Here is an 18280-nt window from a genome sequence, read left to right on the forward strand (position 1 = left end):
AAGAGAAGCAACCCATTCAACGATGCCAACGCGGTGGATCGACAGGGGAGCGCCATCGGCCATCAGGCACCAGGCACCAGGCACCAGGCAAAAGAAAAGCGCACCCATCGGGTGCGCCTTTTTTGACGGCCTGCGTGCCATGACGGCGCAACCGGTGGGTTGACCTCACCGGCCGTGGCCGCCAACACACGGCTCGCCGCGCAGTCTTCTGGCGCTTAGCGCCTGTTCTTACAGCGCGCCGTCCCCCAGCACGATGCCCTCGCGGCGGGGGTCTACCCCACCCTCCAGGCGGGGCTGTCCGTTGCGGGTGGTCCGGATGATGGTGGACACGCCGCTCGATTGCGCCGCGTTCGAGACCGTGTGCCCCTTGGCCCTGAGGCCCGCGATCAGCCCGGTCAAATCCAGCGAGGTGTTGGCACCGTCCACATTGGTGGTGGCGCTGTTGGACGCACCGATGTTGACCAGCGACGTGGCCTGTTGCGCGTCAAGCCCCCAGTCCAGTGCGCCGACCACGGTCTTGAGCACGTACTGGATGATGTTGCCGCCGCCGGGCGAGCCGGTCGCCATCACGAAGTCGCCGGGTTCCGTGCCCTTGAATACCAGCGTGGGGGCCATGGTGCTGCGTGGGCGTTTGCCAGGGGCGACACGGTTGGCGATCGGTGTGCCCGCCGAATCCACAGGTTGCGCCGAGAAGTCAGTGAGCTGGTTGGTGAGCAAGAAGCCCCCGACCATGTGGAACGAGCCCATGCTCGACTCCACGGTGGTGGTCATCGACACCACGTTGCCATAGGCGTCCACGATGGAGAAATGGGTGGTGCCCTTTTCCACCGTCTTGTCGATACCCAAAGGAACGTCGCCCAGGTTGCCGGCCGCCGCCACGCCCATCGAATTGCCGTCGGGGGCAATCAGGGCGGCGCGCTGCTTGAGGTAAGCCTTGTCTAGCATGGTGGGCACACCCTTGCCCGGCAGCGGGATGAAGTCGGTGTCAGCCACATACTTGTCGCGGTCGGCATACGCGAGGCGCTCTGCCTCAGACACCAGATGCACGCCCATGACGCTGGGCACCCCGCCCTCGTTGGCAGGGTTGGCGGGTGCGTATTTGGACAGGTCGAAATTTTCCAGAATGCCCAGCGACTGGGCGATGGCGATGCCCCCCGACGACGGCGGCGACATCGTGCAGATGTAGTAGCTGGCGCGGTAGGTCGTGCAAACGGGATCGCGCTTTTTGGCCTGGTAGTTCTTGAGGTCGTCCACGGTCATCAGGCTGGGCGTGATGGGCGTTTTGCCGCTGTCGTCGCCCACCGATTGCGCCGCCTTGGCCACAATGGCTTGTGCAATGGCACCGGTGTACAAGGCGTCAGCCCCGCCAGCGGCAATGGCACGCAATGACTGCGCGTAGGGCAGATTGGTGTTGACGGTGCCGGCAGCCCGGGGGGTGCCGTCTGCGTTGAAGAAGGCCGCCACGGCATTGGCATCGAGCCGCAGGTTGGCCGCGTTGTCGCTGATGGCCGAGCCCATGCGGGTCGGGATCTTGTAGCCATTGGTGGCCAGGTTGATGCCCTCGCCAAACAATTCGTCCCAGCCCAACTTGCCATGGTCCTTGTGGGCCAGATCCAGCATGCGCAAGACGCCTGGCACCCCAATGGAGCGGCCGCTGCGCCGCGCGCTGGGCACAGGCGCCGCAGACGTGGGCGTGGCCTGGTCCTGGCGCACCAGGTAATAGCCGGTGGCGGCAGCGGGGGCGGCCTCTCGGCCGTCATAGGCGGTGACCTTCTTGGTCTGCGCGTCGTAATACATCATGAACGCGCTACCGGCGATGGTGCTCGACTGGGGCTCCACCAGGCCCAGCACCGCTTGCACGGCCACAGCGGCGTCCACCGCCGATCCACCGGCCTTCAGGACATCGCAACCCGCTTTCGTAGCCAATGGCGTGTTGGCAACCACCATGTATTTGCTCGACTGCTTGGCCTTGTAGCCCAAGCGGTAGCCCGAAGCCGCCTCTGGAGCGGCCGGGTCGCCCGACAGACCCGAACCCACCACGACAGGTGCGCCGGAGCCAGACACCACGGAGCAACTTTGGGCGTTGCTGTCGACCACCAGATCGGAGTTTGAACCACTCCCGCATCCGTAAAGCGCCAGTGAAAGCGCAATAGGCGTCAGCGCCCACAAGAAGACCTTCTTTTTCATTTCACACTCCTGTCTGTCGTTGAGAGAATTCCTCGGCAACCTGCAGAGGAGGAAGCACCGTCATGCAAGCAACGTGCCGAACCCGTGTTTCCCCTCCAACAAGCACCCGGACTTGAAGTCCCATCGCAAACCACAGGGATCGAAAATCAGTGCGGGCAGGCGCCAGTGTGCCCACCGCGTCCGGCCTGCGCAACCAACGCAGCGTTTGTATCGCGCAGGTGCGCAATGCCACGGCCCCCGAAAGCCCCACGAACGCCCGCGCCGTGGACACCAGGAGGACGCGCCCTTTGCTAGCGGTCGTGCCAAAAAAAGGGCGCCTCAGCGCCCTTTGGATTGCGACATGCGCCGTTCAGCGTCTTACTTGGCGCAGGCCTTGCCGTGGTCGGCGTGGTAACCCTTGGCCTTGGCGTCGGCTTCGGTCAGGTATTCGCCGGCCTTGGTTTTGCCGTAGTACTTGGCGCCTTCGCAGTGGTAGGTCTTGGATGCCGTGTTGACCCAGACCTTCCCGGCGCCACCGCCAGCCGCTGCCGTGGTGGGCGCTGCCGTTTTGGCGGCAGGTGCTGCGCCGGTCTTTGCCACAGGCGCTGCTGGGGTCACGGCAGGAGTCACTGCGGGTACAGCGGCCGGGGTCACCGCTGGCGTTTTAGCCACGGGGGCCGCAGTGTCCTTGGTGGAAGGAGCAACCGGGGCAGGCACTGCGGCACCTGGCTTGATCGCGGGTGCGGCGGTCGTTTGGGCAAAACCCGTGGCGGCGCAGAACAGACCCATCGTCACAGCCAAAACGCGAAGTTGAGATTTCATGGTGATTCCTTCAGGGGGGTTGGTCTACAGAGGCTCAAACCTTTGAGACTCTGTCACCACAACGCCCTGGCCTGCGTTAGGTTGACCCGTGCTTCTCGGATATATCAGCGGGTGTTGCAGTGCGCCTTGACGGGCAGACCGCCTTGACATGGCAACAGCTTGGCCGGGGCCACCGGCACGAACTGCAGTCCCTGCGGCAAGCGCTGCAGCGCCACAGAGGCCGAGCGCCGCAGGCTCATGGCGGCGGCTCGCGCAGCGGGCTGCGGTCTTCGTCGTGCGCCACCAGGTACGTGGGCCGCCGCTTGACCTCGTTGTAGATGCGGCCGATGTACTCGCCCAGGATACCGATCGACATCAGCTGCACGCCCGAGAACAGCATGATGCTGGCCGCCAGCGTGGGCCAGCCGTCCAGAGGGTTGCCGAACACCAGCGTGGCGACGGCGATCCACAGCCCATAGGCCAGCGCCCCAGGTGTCGCAGATTGAAGCTGGAGACACCGCCCGCACGCTCATGCGGCACGAACGGCAGTGCGGCCGACCTGAACCCCACCCAGGCGTAGAGGCCCTTCATGAAGCGGTTGCGCTCGGGCAACGCCTTGAGGGCATCGACCACCTTGCGATCCATCCAGCGGAAGTCGCCCGCGTTGGGCGGCACCTTTCTGGCGTATGGCGCGCAATGGCGCAAGCGCCCAGAGCGCGGCAACGCGCCGACTGGCGCTGCGGGGGCGAACTCGGCCTGAAAATCTGCAGGGGGTATCGGTGGGCGGAAAGGCCATCGTTGGATCCCCACGGGGGTCATTCAGGAAGGGCGCACGCACGCGGCGGGCACATAGGTGCGCCAGTGCATGGTGAGCGGCGCGGCCTCGCCCTTGAACGGCCAGTCGGTCTGCCATTGCCCCTGCTGCACGACGAGGCCGATCTCGGCCTGCGCGCGCTCCACCATCGGTGGCGGCTCGGTGGCGCTATCGCCGTCCAGCCGCATCCACAGGGTGCCGTGCTCGCGCAGCCGTTGCGGCGTGATCCAGGGCGAGAAACGCGCATCGCCGGTAATGAAGACCGAAGGTCGGCTAGGCAGCTGCGCCGCGATCAGCCCCGCCGTCCAGTAGTCGCCCGAGACCGAGAAGCGGGAGAGATGTAGGAGAAGAACGCGCCAGTGTAAAGTTCTTGTGACTAGCTTCTTGTGACCAGCTGGTAGCTCGAAAGCCCCAAGAAGCCCCTGCGGAGCGCCGGGGCGAGGAGCGCTCTGCCCCCTGAAAAACCGTCAAGGCACCAGCAGCGTCACGGCCCCCGAAAAGCTCAAAAACGCCAGCGCCGTGGACACCAGAATGATGCGGGCGATGCGCCCGTTGTGGGCGCCGAAGCGCTCGGCCAGCAGCGAGACATTGCTGGCGCTGGGCAGCGCGGCCAGCAGCACCAGCACCGTCAGCGCAAAGGGTGTGAGCGGCACGCCCAACGCCATGGCCGCAGTGCCCACGCCCCACACCAGCAGCGGGTGCGCCAACAGCTTGGCCAGGGCCACCGGCACATAGTCGCGCGCCAGGACCTGTTCATGCGCGTTCATCTGCGAGCGGGCCAGCACCGCGCCGATGGTGAACAGCGCCACGGGCGACGCCGCATCGGCCAGCATGGCCACGGTTTTATCAGCCGGGCCGGGCAGCTTGAACTGCAGGGCCGACGCCAGCGCACCCAACGCGATCGACCACGGCATGGGGTTGGTCGCCATGCCCTTGAACGCGTTGCGCAAGGCCACGCCCACACCGTGGGTGCCCGCCCCGTCAAGCCTCGACAGCGCAATGCACAGCGAGCTGGTGATGACCATGTCCACCACGATGGTGACGATGGCCGGGCCCGCGCTTTGCGCCCCCAGCAGCGCCACCAACAGCGGCACGCCCATGAAGCCCGTGTTGGGAAAGGCAGCCACCAGCGCACCAAATGCGGCATCGTTCCAGCCCATGCGTGCATTGCGCGTCAAGGCCACGGTAGCCCCCACCATGACCAGCGCACACAGCAGGTAAACGCCCGCTACGGCGGGGTCGAGCAGCTGGCCGATGGGCGTGCTGGCGCCAAAGCGATACAGCATGCATGGCAGCGCAAAAAACAGCACAAAGGCGTTGAGCCCCGGGATGGCAGGCTGGGGCAACACCCCGCGCCGGGCGGCAAGGTAGCCGCACAGCACCAGCGCGAAGAAAGGAAACGTGATGAGCAGGACAGGGAGCACGGCCGCTATTGTCCGTGGTGCCGCGCGTGGCATGGCGCAAGGCGCACGCTGGCAGCCAGCACAAAGTCAGGCGGGGGGCCTCGCCGATGGCGAACAGCGTTGACGGACACGCAGGCACGCCCACATGCCACGGCACACGCCATCACCAGCGCCCGCGCGGCTAGCCCACGCACCGCACGCGCCCGCCTCACTGCTTGCGCTGGACGATGAGGTTGCGTTTGGCGTCTTCGGGGTAGGCAAAGGTGATGGAGCCGTTCTTGACCATGCCGATCACCAGCATGTTGTTCGTGATGGCATCCTTGTCCTGCACGCTGAAGGGCTTGTCGTAGGTGGACACGACGCCGTAGTAGGTTTTCATCTTGCCCTCCAGCGACGCCTTGATGGCCGGACCACTCAGGTTGCCGTCGCGAATGCCGAGAAACGAATACATCAGCAGATACGTGGCGTCGTAGGCATTGGCGGCAGCCATGGGCACCGCCACCTTGCCATGGTATTTGCGGGTGTAGCTCGACAAAAAGGAGGCCCGGCGCTCGTTGCTGGGCTCGGCAATAAAGGTCTGCACCATGAGCGCGCCCTCGGCCGCGTCCTTGGCTCCATCGAGGAAGAAGGGGAACGACAGTGTCCACGGGCCCACCTGCGGCACCTTCCAGCCCAGCGCCTTCTTGCCATTGGCGATGACGGCGTTTTCCTGGCCCACGGTGTAGCTATAGATCACATTGGCGCCCGCGTTGCGCGCAGCCGTGAGTTCAGCCGACAGGTCCTTCACGCCCAGTGCAAAGCGCGAGACATGGACAGGCTTGAGGTTCTTGGCCGCCAGGGCGGCCACCACGTCGTTGTAGCCACCCTCGCCATAACCGGTGGTGTCGGCGAACACAGCCACCTTGTCCCAGCCACGCCGGGCAATGTCCTCCACCATGAAAGGCGCCTGCAGCGCATCGCGCCCTGTCACGCGAAAAATGTAGCTCTCGGCGGCAGGGTATTTGGCCGTGACGGCCGTGCCGGTGGCGCACGGCACGATCAGCGGCGTTTTCGCGTCCTGGAACAGGTCGATCGCCTTCATCGCCACGCCAGTGTTGCAAAAGCCGATGGTGGCGACCACCTTTTCCTTGAGCAGGTCCTGACTGACTTTGCGCCCCTCTTCGGGGCTGGCGGTGTCGTCCTTGACCACCAGCTCCAGCGGCCGCCCCAGGTAACCGCCCACGGCGTTGATCTCGTCCACGGCCAGCTTGATACCGTTGAGCATGGGCACGCCAAAGTCTGCCGACGCGCCGGTGAACGGCCCCACCACGCCGATGCGCACGGGGGCCATGGCACCCGTCTGGGCGTTTGCCTGAAGGGCCGTGGCCAAAAGCGCCAGCGCCAGCGCCAGCAACGCGGCCGGGCCCTCCTGCGCAAAGCGCAAGGCCAAAGTACTGCGGTGAGCGGCGGAAAACGAGGGGGCAGGCAAACGCATCACGGGGCGGCTCTTTTCTAAAGGAATGTCGTTGAGACCTGGAAGTATCAAAGTGTCAACAGCCTCCCGACAGCGCGTTTTCCCGCGGTTAACCGGTCCACAGGCCACGGACGTCAGAATTTGCTCAGTTTTCTGATGCGCATCAACTTTTTGCGCAGCCCCTCTGCCGGGTGACTGTCCAGGGTGCAGGTGCTCTGCGCGCAACGCATTCGCAATGCCTTTTCACTGCCCTTTGTTTGCGGGTGGGGTGCGCGCCCCACCCTGCGGGGGCAGACACCCACGGTATGATCCGCCACCCCACCGAAGGCCTTGCCCTGCGCCTTCGCGCCATGCGCCCCTCCTCCCCCTGCCTTGCCTCGTTTCACATGTCTGCCGGTCTCAATCTCGCCCAACTCCAGGCTGTCCACTACACCGATGGCGCCTGCCTGGTGCTGGCCGGCGCGGGTTCGGGCAAGACGAGGGTGATCACCCAGAAGATCGCCCACATGATCGAAAAAGGGATGGATCCCAAGCGCATTGCAGCCATCACCTTCACCAACAAGGCCGCCGCCGAAATGCGCGAGCGCGCCAAAAGCCTGATTGGCCGCCGCGCCAAAGATGTGCTGGTGTGTACGTTCCACGCCTTGGGCGTGCGCATGGTGCGCGAAGACGGGCATGTGCTGGGCCTCAAACCCCAGTTCAGCATCATGGACGCCGACGACGTGACGGGCATCCTCAAGGAAGCCTCGGGGGGCACCACCGACCTGGCCACGGCGCGGCAATGGCAATGGGTCATCAGCAAGTGGAAGAATATGGGCCTGAGTTCGGAACAAGCCCTGGCCCAGGCGGCGGACGACAACGAACGCATCATCGCCACGCTGATGGCACGCTATGAAGAGCGCCTGTCGGCCTACCAGAGCGTGGACTTTGACGACCTGATAGGCATGCCGCTGCGCCTGCTGCGCGACTACCCTGAAGTGCGCGCCAAGTGGCAGGCGGCGCTCTCGCATGTGCTGGTCGATGAATACCAGGACACCAACGCCACGCAGTACGAACTGCTCAAGCTGCTGGTGGGCGAGCGTGGGCATTTCACCGCCGTGGGTGACGATGACCAGTCCATCTACGGCTGGCGCGGCGCCACGCTGGACAACCTCAAGAAGCTGCCCATCGACTTCCCCGCGCTCAAGGTCATCAAGCTGGAGCAGAACTACCGCTCCACCAGTGCCATCCTGCGCGCGGCCAACAACGTGATCGGGCCCAACCCCAAGCTGTTCCCCAAAACCCTGTTCAGCGAACTGGGCGAGGGCGAGCCCGTGCGCGTGGTCGATGCCGACAGCGAAGAGCACGAAGCCGAGCGCGCCGTGGCCCGCATCCAGAGCCTGCGCGCGGCCAGCAACCCACCGCCGGACTGGAAGAGTTTTGCCATCCTGTACCGCGCCAACCACCAGGCCAAGCCATTCGAGAAGGCGCTGCGCAAGGCGAACATCCCGTACAAGGTCTCGGGCGGCACCAGCTTTTTTGACCGCGCCGAAATCAAGGACCTGTGCGCCTGGTTTCGCCTGTGGATCAACAACGATGACGACCCGGCGTTTTTGCGCGCCATCACCACACCCAAGCGCGGCATCGGCCACACCACGCTGGCCTCGCTGGGGGCGTTTGCCACGCAGCACAAGCAGAGCATGTTCGGCGCGCTCTTCAACGGCATGCTGCCGGCAGCCGTGCCCAAGCGCGCCATGGATGGTCTGCATGAGTTCGGCCGTTATATCAATTACCTTGAATACAGCGCCCGCCGCACGCATGGCGCCGAAGACGCCCGCGCCTTCCTGAACGAGTGGCTCAAGGAAATCGGCTACGAGCAGCACCTGTACGACGGCGAAGACAGCGAAAAGGTGGCCGCCGCCCGCTGGAGCAACGTGATGGAGTTCTGCGACTGGATGGCCCAGCGCGCGGGCGGGCAGATCGACGACACCTCGGGCGCCGTGGTGGCCAGCGAGACCAAGAGCCTGCTGGAGGTCTCGCAGACCATTGCGCTGCTCTCCACCATCAGCGAGCGCGAAAAGGACCAGGACATGGTCACGCTGTCCACGCTGCACGCGAGCAAGGGGCTGGAGTGGCCGCATGTTATTTTGGTCGGCGTGACCGAGGGCATGCTGCCCTTCAAGCTGGACGACGACGAAGGCCGCCAGCACAAGGTGAGCGATGACACGCTGCAGCGCCTGCAGGAAGAACGCCGCCTGATGTACGTGGGAATCACCCGCGCCCAGCGCACCCTGGCCGTGAGCTGGACCAAAAAACGCAAGAAAGGCCGCGAGATGGTGGCCGCGCAACCCAGCCGCTTCATCGCCGAGATGGGCCTCGATAAAACCACTGCGCGCGAAGACCCACGCGAGAAACTCAAGGCCCTGCGTGCCGAGTTCGCCGCGAAGGCGCTCGCCGCCAGCGCGGCCCCACAAGCCTGATATAAGCCACGGCGCCACAGAGGCCCGCTCCCGATCAAACCCCACACGTCCCTACGATGGCAGGCAACACACCTTCGGCTCCGTCCACACGCTGCAGTCGTACCGCTTGGGCGTTTGCTGCATCTTTCGTAGCTATCAGCGCTTATCCTACAAGCGCCAGCAGCCAGATTGTTTCAGAATCCACAAGCGCGTGCCCAGCGGCGGCGGACATGGGTCACCAGCATCTGCAGGGACTCTGGCAAGCACAGCTGCAACAGCCGCAAGACGGGGCGGCGGCCAGTGCCCCACCCGCCACAGCCACCCTTCGGCTGGGCCCGCACCCCGAACTGGCACAGAGTGTGCGCGGCACAGTGCAAAGAGACGGCATCACGGCACAGGTCAGCGGTGATGTGAATGAAGGCGATCTGACCCTGGAAGAATCAAACAACGGAACGAACATCAGCGCAACCTGGACAGGCCGGGTTGTGGATGGCAGTTGCGGCAAGGAAATAAGAGGAATATGGAACAACGCCACTCCCAACCCCACTCAGCAGTCAGCACCGTTTGTGCTGCGCAAACAGGCGGCCTGGCAATGAGGCCCGCAGCCTCTCGCCACCGGGTGGCCGCCCTGGTCCTGGCAGCGCTGGCCCCTACCGGCGCGGCGCTGGCGCAGCAGCCTGCAACCACTGCCGGGGCCACCGGCGGCGCCGACAGCGCACTGCGCCGCTGCACCGCAATGTCCAGCGACAACCAGGCGCGCCTTGCCTGTTTTGATGCCTGGGCCGCGTCGAACAACACGCCCACGTGGCAAGCGCCTGCAGCTTCGGCTTCCGCGAATGCGGGTGCAAACGCCGGCGCCGATGTGAACGCCGTGCCACCACCGGTGGACGCCACCCTGCCTGCAACCCGCGTCATTGACGTGGCCCACACTGACGGCTGCCGCGACCCCCAATACAGCGACCTGTCACGCTTTTGGGAGCTGGAATCGGGCACCGACTGCGGCACCTTCAGCTTCCGGGGTTACCGCCCCATCACCGTGTCGGTAGTGGCAGGCAGCAACGTGAACCGCGAGCCCACGTCCGATGCCGAAGGCAACTCCGCCACCGAATCAACCCCCTATCGCCGTACCGAAAACCGCATCCAGCTGTCGGTACGCACCAAGATCGCCCAGGGCCTGTTAACCCAAGGCAATCCCACATTGAAAGACTCGGTGTGGTTTGGCTACACGCAGCAGTCGTACTGGCAGCTGTTTAGCCCCGACATATCGCGCCCCTTCCGCGCCACCGACCATGAGCCCGAGGTCATGTATGTCTACCCCACCACAGCCACACTACCGTTTGGCTGGAAGTGGCGCTACAGCGGCATCGGGCTGGTGCACCAGTCCAACGGACAGAGCAAGCCCCTGTCGCGCAGCTGGAACCGTGTGTACCTGATGACCGGCGTGGAACTCGACAACCGCTTCAGTGTGAACGCCCGCCTGTGGCGGCGCATTCCCGAGAGCGCGGGCAGCGACGACAACCCGAACATCAGCGACTACATTGGCCGTGGTGAGTTGTCGGCGTTATGGAACTACGACAAGAACAACACCGTGGGGGCTACCGTGCGCAGCTCGTTGTCCAGCGCTGGACGCGGATCGGTCCGTCTGGAGTGGATGCAGGCCCTCGGAACAGGGCTCTTCGGCAGCAAGAGCAACCTGCGCCTGCACACCGCGCTGTTCACCGGCTACGGCGACAGCATGATCGACTACAACCACAAACGCACCGTATTCAGCGTGGGCCTGAGCCTGGTGGATTTTTAAGCAGGTACTTCCCCCTGAAGCGCTTGCGCGCCTTCACCGCTTCTCTCGAATTGCGGCGCAATTCGGGAAGGGGAACGACGCCCTCGCTGCGGGGCGGCCCTTGCTCGGCGTCCCGAGCCTGGGACTGCACCAGTCTCACAGGCTGCGTGCAAAGCGACGTGCCGCACAGCTCACGCCTCAGCATTGCTCACAACTCGTTACGACATCCTCCTCAAGATTCGCCGGATGGCGCCGACACGCCGCCACAATGGCACGCGCATCGGATCCGTTGTGGCAAACGAGGCAGAGGCGCTCGATAAGAGCCGTGTTCCCACCGTTTTACCTGCCATTGCCCATCCCGTGCGCCCTCGAAAATGCCTACAGAGAGGAACACCCATGGACATGCAATACCAGCTCAAGGCAGGCAGCTACTACCTGTACGACATGCGCGACACGCCCAGTGCCGTCACGGGGGAACGCCGGTTCAAGCTCAAGACCGACACCGTGGCCATTGCGTTCGATGTGCACACGGGCGAGGTGCACCAGCATGGCAGCCCCACCCGCATCCAGTCCTGGGCTAACAACACGCGCCGGCGCCTGCGCGCTGCCGGGGCGCAGGACGTGGCCAACGACATCGTGGTGGTGTCGGGCCCGCTGCCTGTGGACGAACTCAACAAATGCCTGTGGGTGAGTGGCTATGTGCGCCGCATGTTCTCGCGGCTGGCCACCCTGCCCCATGGCAAGTTGCAGCGCCCATCGGAGCCGTTTCGCAAGGCGGCTTGACCGGGCGCCTCTCGCTCCACTCCCCAGCAGGGCCGCACACAGCGGCCCTTTTTTTTGGAAACGCCCCGACAGAACTCAGGCGTCTGTGTCCTCGGCCACGTCGCCTTCCGCTGCATCCGGCACCTCGGCATGTTTGACGATGGTCACGGGCACCGGGCTGGCATGCGCCACTTCCTGCGAGACCGAGCCCAGCAGCGCGCTGGTGATGGCGCCCTGGCCTTTGGCGCCGATGACGACCATGTCGCACCCCGAGCTCTCAATCATGTCCACCAGCGTGTGGGCCGCGTCACCCACCCCCACATCGGTTTCGTAAGGGATTCCAGCCGCGTCCAGCAGCGCGCGCGCCGGGGCCATCAGATGCTCACCCGCCTCCAGGCTGGCGGCGGCGATCAGGTCTGGATCGCGGGTGGTCACCAGTTCGTACAGCGTGGCGGGTTCCTGCACGTGGGCCAGGACCACGCTGGCCTTCAGACCCTGGCGCATCAGTGTCAGGGCATGGTGAACACCATCCAGGGAGGGTTCGGAGCCATCCACGGCGATGAGGATCTTGAGCATGTTGTTCTCCTTGCAATACGGTCAGGCCAGTGTAGCGAAGCACCGCGCAGCGAATGCGGCATTACCTTGCGCCAGGTCAGGGCAGTTCGTCTGGGACAATGCGCCCCATCATGCTGCAGTTCGACCTTCTCAAAACCGACCCCACCAGCCACGCACGCCGTGGCACCCTCACGCTCAACCACGGCGTGGTGCAAACCCCGATCTTCATGCCCGTGGGCACCTATGGCACCGTCAAGGGCGTGATGCCGCGCAGCCTGCACGACATGGGCGCGCAGATCATCCTGGGCAACACCTTTCACCTGTGGATGCGCCCGGGCCTCGACGTGATGCAGAGCTTTGGCGGCCTGCACGGCTTTGAAAAATGGGACAAGCCCATTCTGACCGACTCGGGCGGTTTCCAGGTCTGGAGCCTGGGCGCCATGCGCAAGATCACCGAAGAAGGCGTGACCTTTGCCAGCCCCGTCAACGGCGACAAACTCTTCATGTCGCCCGAGGTGAGCATGCAGATCCAGACCACGCTCAACTCCGACATCGTGATGCAGCTCGACGAGTGCACGCCCTACGAAACCAAGGGCCACCTCACCACCGAGGCCGAAGCACGCAAGTCCATGGAGATGAGCCGCCGCTGGGCGCTGCGCAGCAAGGCCGAATTCGAGCGCCTGGAGAACCCCAACGCCCTGTTCGGCATCGTGCAAGGTGGCATGTTCCAAAACCTGCGCCAGGACTCGCTCGAAGCGCTGGTGGAGATGGACTTCCCCGGCTACGCCATTGGCGGCGTGAGCGTGGGCGAGCCCAAGGACGAGATGCTCAGCATCATGGCGCACACGCCCCACCGCCTGCCCGCCCACAAACCGCGTTACCTGATGGGCGTGGGTACACCCGAAGACCTGGTGCAGGGCGTGGCCGACGGCGTGGACATGTTCGACTGCGTGATGCCCACGCGCAACGCCCGCAACGGCACACTGTTCACGCGTTTTGGCGACCTCAAGATCCGCAACGCGCGCCACAAGGCCGACCACCAGCCGCTCGATACCAGCTGCACCTGCTACGCCTGCGCGGGCAGCGCGGGCGTGTCGTGGGACGACGGCGGGCACGAAGGCTTCAGCCGTGCTTACCTGCACCACCTGGACCGCTGTGGCGAAATGCTGGGCCCCATGCTCACCACCGTGCACAACCTGCACTACTACCTGAACCTCATGCGCGAGGTGCGCGAATCGCTGGACGCGGGCGCGTTTGCGCAGTTCCGCGCGCGCTTCAAGGCCGAGCGCGCGCGCGGGGTGTGAGGCCCACCGGTCACTTCAATCACTATCAAATAGATAGCTGTTAGCGCTTTATCCATAATCGCTTGAGGCCAAAATCATCCCAAAGCCAATCCACCCATTGCTGCGCTGGCCAGCCCGTGTGTTGACCGGGCTGGTCAGCGGGCTGCTGGCGGTGATCATCCTGTTCGAGGAATGGGGATGGGAGCCGCTTCAGCGCCTGCTGGCGCGCATTGGCCGCTGGCCTGGGCTGCGCTGGATCGAGGGGTTCGTGCGCACCCTCCCGCCCTGGGCTGCGGTGGTCATGTTTGTGGTGCCTGCAGCACTGCTGCTACCCATCAAGCTGCTGGCGTTGTGGGCCATCGGGCGTGGGCATCTGGTGCTGGGCATGCTGGTGATCGTGGCCGCCAAAATCGTGGGCACCGCCGTAGTGGCGCGCCTGTTCACGCTGACGCAGCCAGCGCTTATGCAGCTGCGCTGGTTTGCCTGGGCCCACGCTCACTGGATACGCCTCAAACACGCCGTGCTGGAACGCGCCCGCGCCTCCTGGGCCTGGCGCGTGGCGCGCGTCATCCAGCGGCAGTGGACGCTGCGCTGGCGACACTGGCTCAGGCGCTAGGCGCCTGGGTGCCGCAGCAGCGCCCCAGCCCCACCTACCCGCTTGGAGCCCTGCGTTCGCTGCCTTTTTCTGTCTATGCGTGTATGGGTGTGTGTGGGTGCATATGAGCACTCACCCGGATTGACGGCGTAAAAAAAACCTGCTGCAGGAAACGGCAGGTTTTTTGGCGCGCCGGGCGGGCGCCGGTGCGCCGGTGCGCCGGTGCGCCGAGCCTATCAGTCGCGCAGTTCAGGCGGCAACGTGCCGCCGTTGGCGGCAATGCTTCGCATGACCTGCTTGTGCAGCCAGATGTTCCACGCGGCCGAGCCGGGTTCGTCGCTGCCGCTGTAAAGCAGTTCGCCCGCCAGCTCCTTGCGCGCGGCCAGACTGCTGTCCAGACCGAGCAGCTTGAGCAGATCGACGATGGAGGTGCGCCAGTTCAGCGCACTGGCTCCCGGCATGGCATCCAGGATAGGCGCCACGTCGCCCAAAGGGATGGACGCTGGCGCCGCAGGTGCGGCAGCAGCCGGTGCGCCAGCAGGGTCGGCTGCAGGTGGCGCGGGCACCACTTCGGCTGCGTTTGCAGACGGGAAAATCTTCGAGAAAATCTTGGAAAAAAAGCCCATAAGTACTCCGGCAGAGAGGTTGAAGAGGGTGATGACCTACGGCCCCCGGGCAAACCTGGGCGCCGCATGCCGTTGTATCACGCCGACGGCGCCGCCTGCGTAGGCCGGGGCCCTACATTCGCGCCCGTGCCGCACGCATGGCAGAACTTGGCGAATGCGCTCTTGCGCGTGGAGCACACACCGCAGTGGTCGAACAGGCCGATGCCGCAGTGTGGACAAAAGTCGATCTTTTCGTTCTTCAGGTCCACCGGGCGCTCGCAGCCCGGGCACACGCTTTTGGCCAGCCGCGCCAGCGCCACGTCGTAGCTGAGCTCCTTGCGGCGCTCCTGGTCGGGCAAGGTCTCGGCCAACTTCTGGCGCTCCAGGTAGCGATTGAGCGCCAGGATCGCGTAGCGCCCGACCACGGCGGTCACCCCAATGCCCACCACGTAACGCACGTAGCCGCCATAGCTGGGCAGGTAAGGCACCAGCTCGACAAAGAACGCAAACAGCGCAAAAAAGATGAAGCCCCACACAAACGGCCAGTAGGTGCCTTTGCGCTTTTTGACGAACAGCCAGCCCGCAATGGCCAGCAGAGGCAGCGTGAGCGCGAGGCGGTACAGGAACACACGCAGCTCGACCTTGCGCAGCTCGGCCTGCATCTTCACGTAGCCGTCCGCCTCCAGCTTGCTCAGGCGCTGTTGTGCAGCGGCAGCGCCCTGTCGCGCGTCCAGTGCCGCCTGCTGCTGCTGCTCGACGACCTGCTGGGCCTTGCGCTCCACGGGTTTGAGGGCGTCCAGCGCGCGGGTGCGCGCAAGCACCTCGGGGTCCTGGTCCGCACGTTGCGTGGCGCTGCGCGTGGCCAGCCAGTTGTTGAAGGTTTCGCGTTCCGCCTGCATTTCGCTGCGGGCCTTGCTGCGCTGCAGTTGGGCCTGCTCCAGAGCGGTTTGCGCGTCCTGCTCTGCCTGGCGGGCCTCCTTGACCTGGGCGCGCAGCTTGTCGGCCGCCGGTTTGTCCAGAAAATCATCCACCCGCAAGGGCGTCTCGACCTTGGGCAGGTCGCCCACGATGGTGCCGCCCAGGCCGATGAGGAAACCGGCAAACACCAGCGCCACCAGCCACAGGCCGCGCCGGAACCATTTCTCAGACAGTCTCAGAGATTTGCTCATGGTCTTTTTTTCCTCTAAATACTATGCATTTGATAGCTGATAGCGCTTTATGGACAAGCGCTACAGGTCATTTCCAGGCTCTTCTAGCGAATAGTAGTGATGGAACTCGCCGCACGTCTGAAGACGGCGATTTCAACGTACGACATTTATCGAGTGCATCACTAGCATTCGCTAGAAGAGCCCATTTCCATTCAATTTCTGAGCACCAGCACCACAGGTGCCGATGCCAGCTGCGTGCGCTGCATCCAGGCCAGAACCGAATCCACGGTGATGGTTTCAATGCGGTCGGAAAACCGCTTGTCGCCCGGATGATCGTCAAAGGCAATGTTCGCGGCTGTCACCCGACCGCCCATGCGGGTGAGCGGGCCGAGCTTGAGCGTGGTGGGCTCGTAGCCCTTGAACTGCAGCCAGGCCTGCGCCTGCGGGCGCGAGCGCACCGTGGCGGGCTCCATCGCCAGCGCCAGGGTCTCCAGCGCCCACTGGTTGGACTGCTGGTATTTTTGGCCCCAGGCATAGCTGACCATGCTGTAGGGCGCATGCTGCAGCGTCTTCGTGCGGCCTTTGTCCTGCAACACGGCCAGCAGGTGCTGCTGCACCTCGGGTGTGGGCACGGCGTATACCGCCTCGTAGCGCCACAGGTCATCCAGGAAGAATTCGCCCAGCCCCTGCCGATAAAGGTGCCCCACCGCCGTGCCACATTCATTGAGCTTGTGGGCCACGCGCCAGGGGCCCTCGGGCGTTTTATAGGCCCAGCCAAAGTGCGAATAGCGCAGCTGGTATTTGCCCAGGTCCTGCCCGGCCCGGCCCAACGCCACGACCTGCGCCCCTGAACGCGCGTTTTCCGCGTCCAGCGCCGCCGAGGTCTGCTCGGCCAGCTTCATGCCGCGCTCGATCACCTGCGGGGCGATGGGCTTGCGCGACTCGCACGAGCGGCCCGCGTGGGCAGGAACGGTTGCCGCAATCGCGACAACAGCTGTCAGTACCGCGAGCCCACGGCCCATGAAACTGGCGCGACCAAAGCGAGGGATGCCGAGCAAGGGCCGCCCCGCAATGAGGGCATCGTCCCCCTTCCCGTAGCGCGCAGCGCGTAGAAAGAAGGGGCTGAAGGCCGCGGCTCTAAGCGTGCCTGCGCACGCTTGGACGGCCTGAAGAGCTGCCGCCTGCGGCGGCCAGCACCGAGCGATATTGCGGCTCAGGGGGTTGTACTTCATGGTCACAGCCGCTCGTTGTGCAGCAGGGCACGGCCGATGGCATTGGGCACAAAGGCAATCGCCTCGCCCGCCACCGACAACACCACCCCCGTGCCGATCACGCTGCAGGTGACCACAGTGCCCACGCCATAGGCCGACGCGGCCAGGCCACGCCCGGCGACTTCCACACTCACCTGCGCGCCGTCCGACGCGCGCTCGAGCAGGTACACCGTGCCCGTGGCCGAGGCTTCGACCACTTTCACCGTCAGCACCGCGCCCCCCACCGACAAAGCCACGGGCACGGTGGCCACAGCACCGGCTGCGGCCGAGGCCACCGAGGCCGTGCCCACCACTGAGGCCACGGGCAACAGCGACAGTGCTGCCGATGCCTCACTTTGGGCGCGGGCCGGCGCGGCGGCCAGCGCACACCACAACCCCGCAGCCAAAAGCCATGGCGCTACCTGGCGAAAAGGGAATCCAACTGTTTTCTTCATGTTTTCACTCCATCCATGGGGTGCAGCACGCCGTCGGCGCTTTGCCCCCATCCCATTGGTTCAAGACAATTTGAGACAACCGGTGAGCATCCGCCATGGCTCCCCGGCGGACGCCTAAATGTCACGATGCGTTGTTACCAGACGTTGCCGACTGTGGGCTGGATGCCTCACGACGGCCCTGCAAGCGCGCCTCGATCAGGTCGGCCTCATGGCGGTCACGCAGCATCTTGGCCAGCGTGAAGGCCGTGGTGATGAGATACAGCCAGCTGACCCCCATGAAGGCCTTGTAGGTGACGTTGATCTCCATGCCCAGTAGCCCCCAGCCGGTCAGGCCCATGGCCACGGCAAAACCACCCCAGACCACCAGCTTCCACAAAGGCGTGTCGCCGCTGCCGGTGCTGCCACCGTTGCTGCCAGGTCGGCGTTTGCTCCCTTCGTTGTCTCGCACAAACTTGGCAAGAACAAAGGCAGCCGACAGACAGAACACGTAGCCCATCACCATGAATGCCTGCTCCAGTTGCGCACCCGGCAGCCAGGCCAGCCCCACGGCACACAAAAACACGGCGATGCCAAAAGAGATCCACACCTGAAACTGCCAGGCACGGGTGTCACGCTGAAAGAGGATAGGCAAGGTAGACATACAAGCGGGTGGCCACTGCGGGCTTTGGTTGAACACGGAACGCATGATGCCCCCGCATCCCACCATTCGCCCCCGCCGAATTGCACCAGTGGCCGCTGCGTGGCCATTGGGTATCGCATGGCGATACTTTCAGGC

Annotated in this window: 18 protein-coding genes and 1 pseudogene; 6 read left to right on the forward strand and 13 right to left on the reverse strand. The window is 64.7% G+C overall.

The annotated features are described in order from the left end of the window. Window positions 1–228: 228 nt before the first annotated feature. The 7 genes and pseudogenes from KI609_RS20290 to KI609_RS20315 all read right to left on the reverse strand — a co-directional run bounded on the left by KI609_RS20290 (window position 229) and on the right by KI609_RS20315 (window position 6514). Window positions 229–2187 (reverse strand): gamma-glutamyltransferase family protein, encoded by a 1959-nt coding sequence (locus tag KI609_RS20290; RefSeq protein ID WP_226445339.1) that lies wholly within the window; start codon window positions 2185–2187, stop codon window positions 229–231. 357 nt (window positions 2188–2544) lie between these two features. Then, window positions 2545–2988, reverse strand: a complete 444-nt coding sequence (locus KI609_RS20295; protein ID WP_226445340.1) for a hypothetical protein — start codon at window positions 2986–2988, stop codon at window positions 2545–2547. A 104-nt stretch (window positions 2989–3092) separates the two neighbouring features. Continuing rightward, window positions 3093–3227, reverse strand: coding sequence for a hypothetical protein (locus KI609_RS22940; RefSeq protein ID WP_264181353.1), 135 nt, complete (start codon window positions 3225–3227; stop codon window positions 3093–3095). Next, window positions 3224–3645 (reverse strand): annotated as a pseudogene (locus tag KI609_RS20300) (glycosyltransferase); the annotation flags it as partial. The pseudogene KI609_RS20300 and the gene KI609_RS22940, both read right to left, overlap by 4 nt. A 141-nt stretch (window positions 3646–3786) precedes the next feature. Beyond that, a complete protein-coding gene (locus KI609_RS20305) occupies window positions 3787–3930 on the reverse strand; it encodes a hypothetical protein (protein WP_226445341.1) in 144 nt (47 codons plus the stop codon). Window positions 3931–4248: 318 nt separating this feature from the next. Further along, entirely contained in the window at window positions 4249–5205 is a 957-nt protein-coding gene (locus KI609_RS20310; protein WP_226445342.1) for an AEC family transporter, read from the reverse strand. A gap of 187 nt (window positions 5206–5392) precedes the next feature. Further along, window positions 5393–6514 carry an ABC transporter substrate-binding protein gene (locus KI609_RS20315; protein WP_226450553.1) on the reverse strand — a complete coding sequence of 374 codons (1122 nt, stop codon included), beginning with the start codon at window positions 6512–6514 and terminating at the stop codon, window positions 5393–5395. 509 nt (window positions 6515–7023) lie between these two features. On the opposite strand from KI609_RS20315, the gene KI609_RS20320 reads away from it, so the two are divergent. The 4 genes from KI609_RS20320 to KI609_RS20335 all read left to right on the forward strand — a co-directional run bounded on the left by KI609_RS20320 (window position 7024) and on the right by KI609_RS20335 (window position 11635). Continuing rightward, window positions 7024–9096, forward strand: a complete 2073-nt coding sequence (locus KI609_RS20320; RefSeq protein WP_226450554.1) for an ATP-dependent helicase — start codon at window positions 7024–7026, stop codon at window positions 9094–9096. A gap of 209 nt (window positions 9097–9305) precedes the next feature. Beyond that, entirely contained in the window at window positions 9306–9671 is a 366-nt protein-coding gene (locus KI609_RS20325) for a hypothetical protein (protein ID WP_226445343.1), read from the forward strand. Further along, window positions 9668–10873: a phospholipase A gene (locus tag KI609_RS20330; protein ID WP_226445344.1), complete on the forward strand. Its 1206-nt coding sequence runs from the start codon at window positions 9668–9670 to the stop codon at window positions 10871–10873. Before KI609_RS20325 ends, KI609_RS20330 begins: the two co-directional genes overlap by 4 nt. A gap of 375 nt (window positions 10874–11248) precedes the next feature. Continuing rightward, window positions 11249–11635, forward strand: a complete 387-nt coding sequence (locus KI609_RS20335; protein WP_226445345.1) for a hypothetical protein — start codon at window positions 11249–11251, stop codon at window positions 11633–11635. 75 nt (window positions 11636–11710) lie between these two features. On the opposite strand, the gene KI609_RS20340 is transcribed toward KI609_RS20335, so the two are convergent. Beyond that, window positions 11711–12190, reverse strand: coding sequence for a universal stress protein (locus KI609_RS20340; protein WP_226445346.1), 480 nt, complete (start codon window positions 12188–12190; stop codon window positions 11711–11713). A 110-nt stretch (window positions 12191–12300) separates the two neighbouring features. Here KI609_RS20340 and tgt point away from each other — a divergent pair, with 110 nt between their 5' ends. Further along, window positions 12301–13473, forward strand: coding sequence for a tRNA guanosine(34) transglycosylase Tgt (gene tgt, locus KI609_RS20345; protein ID WP_226445347.1), 1173 nt, complete (start codon window positions 12301–12303; stop codon window positions 13471–13473). Window positions 13474–13570: 97 nt separating this feature from the next. Further along, window positions 13571–14068 carry a hypothetical protein gene (locus KI609_RS20350; protein WP_226445348.1) on the forward strand — a complete coding sequence of 166 codons (498 nt, stop codon included), beginning with the start codon at window positions 13571–13573 and terminating at the stop codon, window positions 14066–14068. 215 nt (window positions 14069–14283) lie between these two features. On the opposite strand, the gene KI609_RS20355 is transcribed toward KI609_RS20350, so the two are convergent. The 5 genes from KI609_RS20355 to KI609_RS20375 all read right to left on the reverse strand — a co-directional run bounded on the left by KI609_RS20355 (window position 14284) and on the right by KI609_RS20375 (window position 18145). Then, window positions 14284–14673, reverse strand: coding sequence for a DUF3597 domain-containing protein (locus KI609_RS20355; protein WP_226445349.1), 390 nt, complete (start codon window positions 14671–14673; stop codon window positions 14284–14286). 77 nt (window positions 14674–14750) lie between these two features. Beyond that, window positions 14751–15821, reverse strand: coding sequence for a serine endopeptidase (locus KI609_RS20360; protein WP_226445350.1), 1071 nt, complete (start codon window positions 15819–15821; stop codon window positions 14751–14753). A gap of 191 nt (window positions 15822–16012) precedes the next feature. Next, window positions 16013–16822 carry a DUF2145 domain-containing protein gene (locus tag KI609_RS20365; protein ID WP_226450555.1) on the reverse strand — a complete coding sequence of 270 codons (810 nt, stop codon included), beginning with the start codon at window positions 16820–16822 and terminating at the stop codon, window positions 16013–16015. 212 nt (window positions 16823–17034) lie between these two features. Continuing rightward, the gene (locus KI609_RS20370; RefSeq protein ID WP_226445351.1) at window positions 17035–17505 is read right to left on the reverse strand and encodes a hypothetical protein; all 471 of its coding nucleotides are present in this window, start codon (window positions 17503–17505) and stop codon (window positions 17035–17037) included. Between the two features lie 121 nt (window positions 17506–17626). Then, window positions 17627–18145 carry a YiaA/YiaB family inner membrane protein gene (locus tag KI609_RS20375; RefSeq protein WP_226445352.1) on the reverse strand — a complete coding sequence of 173 codons (519 nt, stop codon included), beginning with the start codon at window positions 18143–18145 and terminating at the stop codon, window positions 17627–17629. Between the last annotated feature and the right edge of the window lie 135 nt (window positions 18146–18280).

Source organism: Acidovorax radicis, from assembly GCF_020510705.1.
In the GTDB taxonomy this organism is placed as follows: Bacteria; Pseudomonadota; Gammaproteobacteria; order Burkholderiales; family Burkholderiaceae_C; genus Acidovorax; species Acidovorax radicis_A.

What these genes read in the sequence shown, in the direction of transcription:
- KI609_RS20290 (WP_226445339.1), bottom strand. Translation starts at nt 2,187, where the DNA reads ATGAAAAAGAAGGTCTTCTTGTGGGCGCTGACGCCTATTGCGCTTTCA.
- KI609_RS20295 (WP_226445340.1), bottom strand. Translation starts at nt 2,988, where the DNA reads ATGAAATCTCAACTTCGCGTTTTGGCTGTGACGATGGGTCTGTTCTGC.
- KI609_RS22940 (WP_264181353.1), bottom strand. Translation starts at nt 3,227, where the DNA reads ATGAGCCTGCGGCGCTCGGCCTCTGTGGCGCTGCAGCGCTTGCCGCAG.
- KI609_RS20305 (WP_226445341.1), bottom strand. Translation starts at nt 3,930, where the DNA reads ATGGTGGAGCGCGCGCAGGCCGAGATCGGCCTCGTCGTGCAGCAGGGG.
- KI609_RS20315 (WP_226450553.1), bottom strand. Translation starts at nt 6,514, where the DNA reads ATGGCCCCCGTGCGCATCGGCGTGGTGGGGCCGTTCACCGGCGCGTCG.
- KI609_RS20320 (WP_226450554.1), top strand. Translation starts at nt 7,024, where the DNA reads ATGTCTGCCGGTCTCAATCTCGCCCAACTCCAGGCTGTCCACTACACC.
- KI609_RS20325 (WP_226445343.1), top strand. Translation starts at nt 9,306, where the DNA reads ATGGGTCACCAGCATCTGCAGGGACTCTGGCAAGCACAGCTGCAACAG.
- KI609_RS20330 (WP_226445344.1), top strand. Translation starts at nt 9,668, where the DNA reads ATGAGGCCCGCAGCCTCTCGCCACCGGGTGGCCGCCCTGGTCCTGGCA.
- KI609_RS20335 (WP_226445345.1), top strand. Translation starts at nt 11,249, where the DNA reads ATGGACATGCAATACCAGCTCAAGGCAGGCAGCTACTACCTGTACGAC.
- KI609_RS20340 (WP_226445346.1), bottom strand. Translation starts at nt 12,190, where the DNA reads ATGCTCAAGATCCTCATCGCCGTGGATGGCTCCGAACCCTCCCTGGAT.
- tgt (WP_226445347.1), top strand. Translation starts at nt 12,301, where the DNA reads ATGCTGCAGTTCGACCTTCTCAAAACCGACCCCACCAGCCACGCACGC.
- KI609_RS20355 (WP_226445349.1), bottom strand. Translation starts at nt 14,673, where the DNA reads ATGGGCTTTTTTTCCAAGATTTTCTCGAAGATTTTCCCGTCTGCAAAC.
- KI609_RS20360 (WP_226445350.1), bottom strand. Translation starts at nt 15,821, where the DNA reads ATGAGCAAATCTCTGAGACTGTCTGAGAAATGGTTCCGGCGCGGCCTG.
- KI609_RS20365 (WP_226450555.1), bottom strand. Translation starts at nt 16,822, where the DNA reads ATGGGCCGTGGGCTCGCGGTACTGACAGCTGTTGTCGCGATTGCGGCA.
- KI609_RS20370 (WP_226445351.1), bottom strand. Translation starts at nt 17,505, where the DNA reads ATGAAGAAAACAGTTGGATTCCCTTTTCGCCAGGTAGCGCCATGGCTT.
- KI609_RS20375 (WP_226445352.1), bottom strand. Translation starts at nt 18,145, where the DNA reads ATGTCTACCTTGCCTATCCTCTTTCAGCGTGACACCCGTGCCTGGCAG.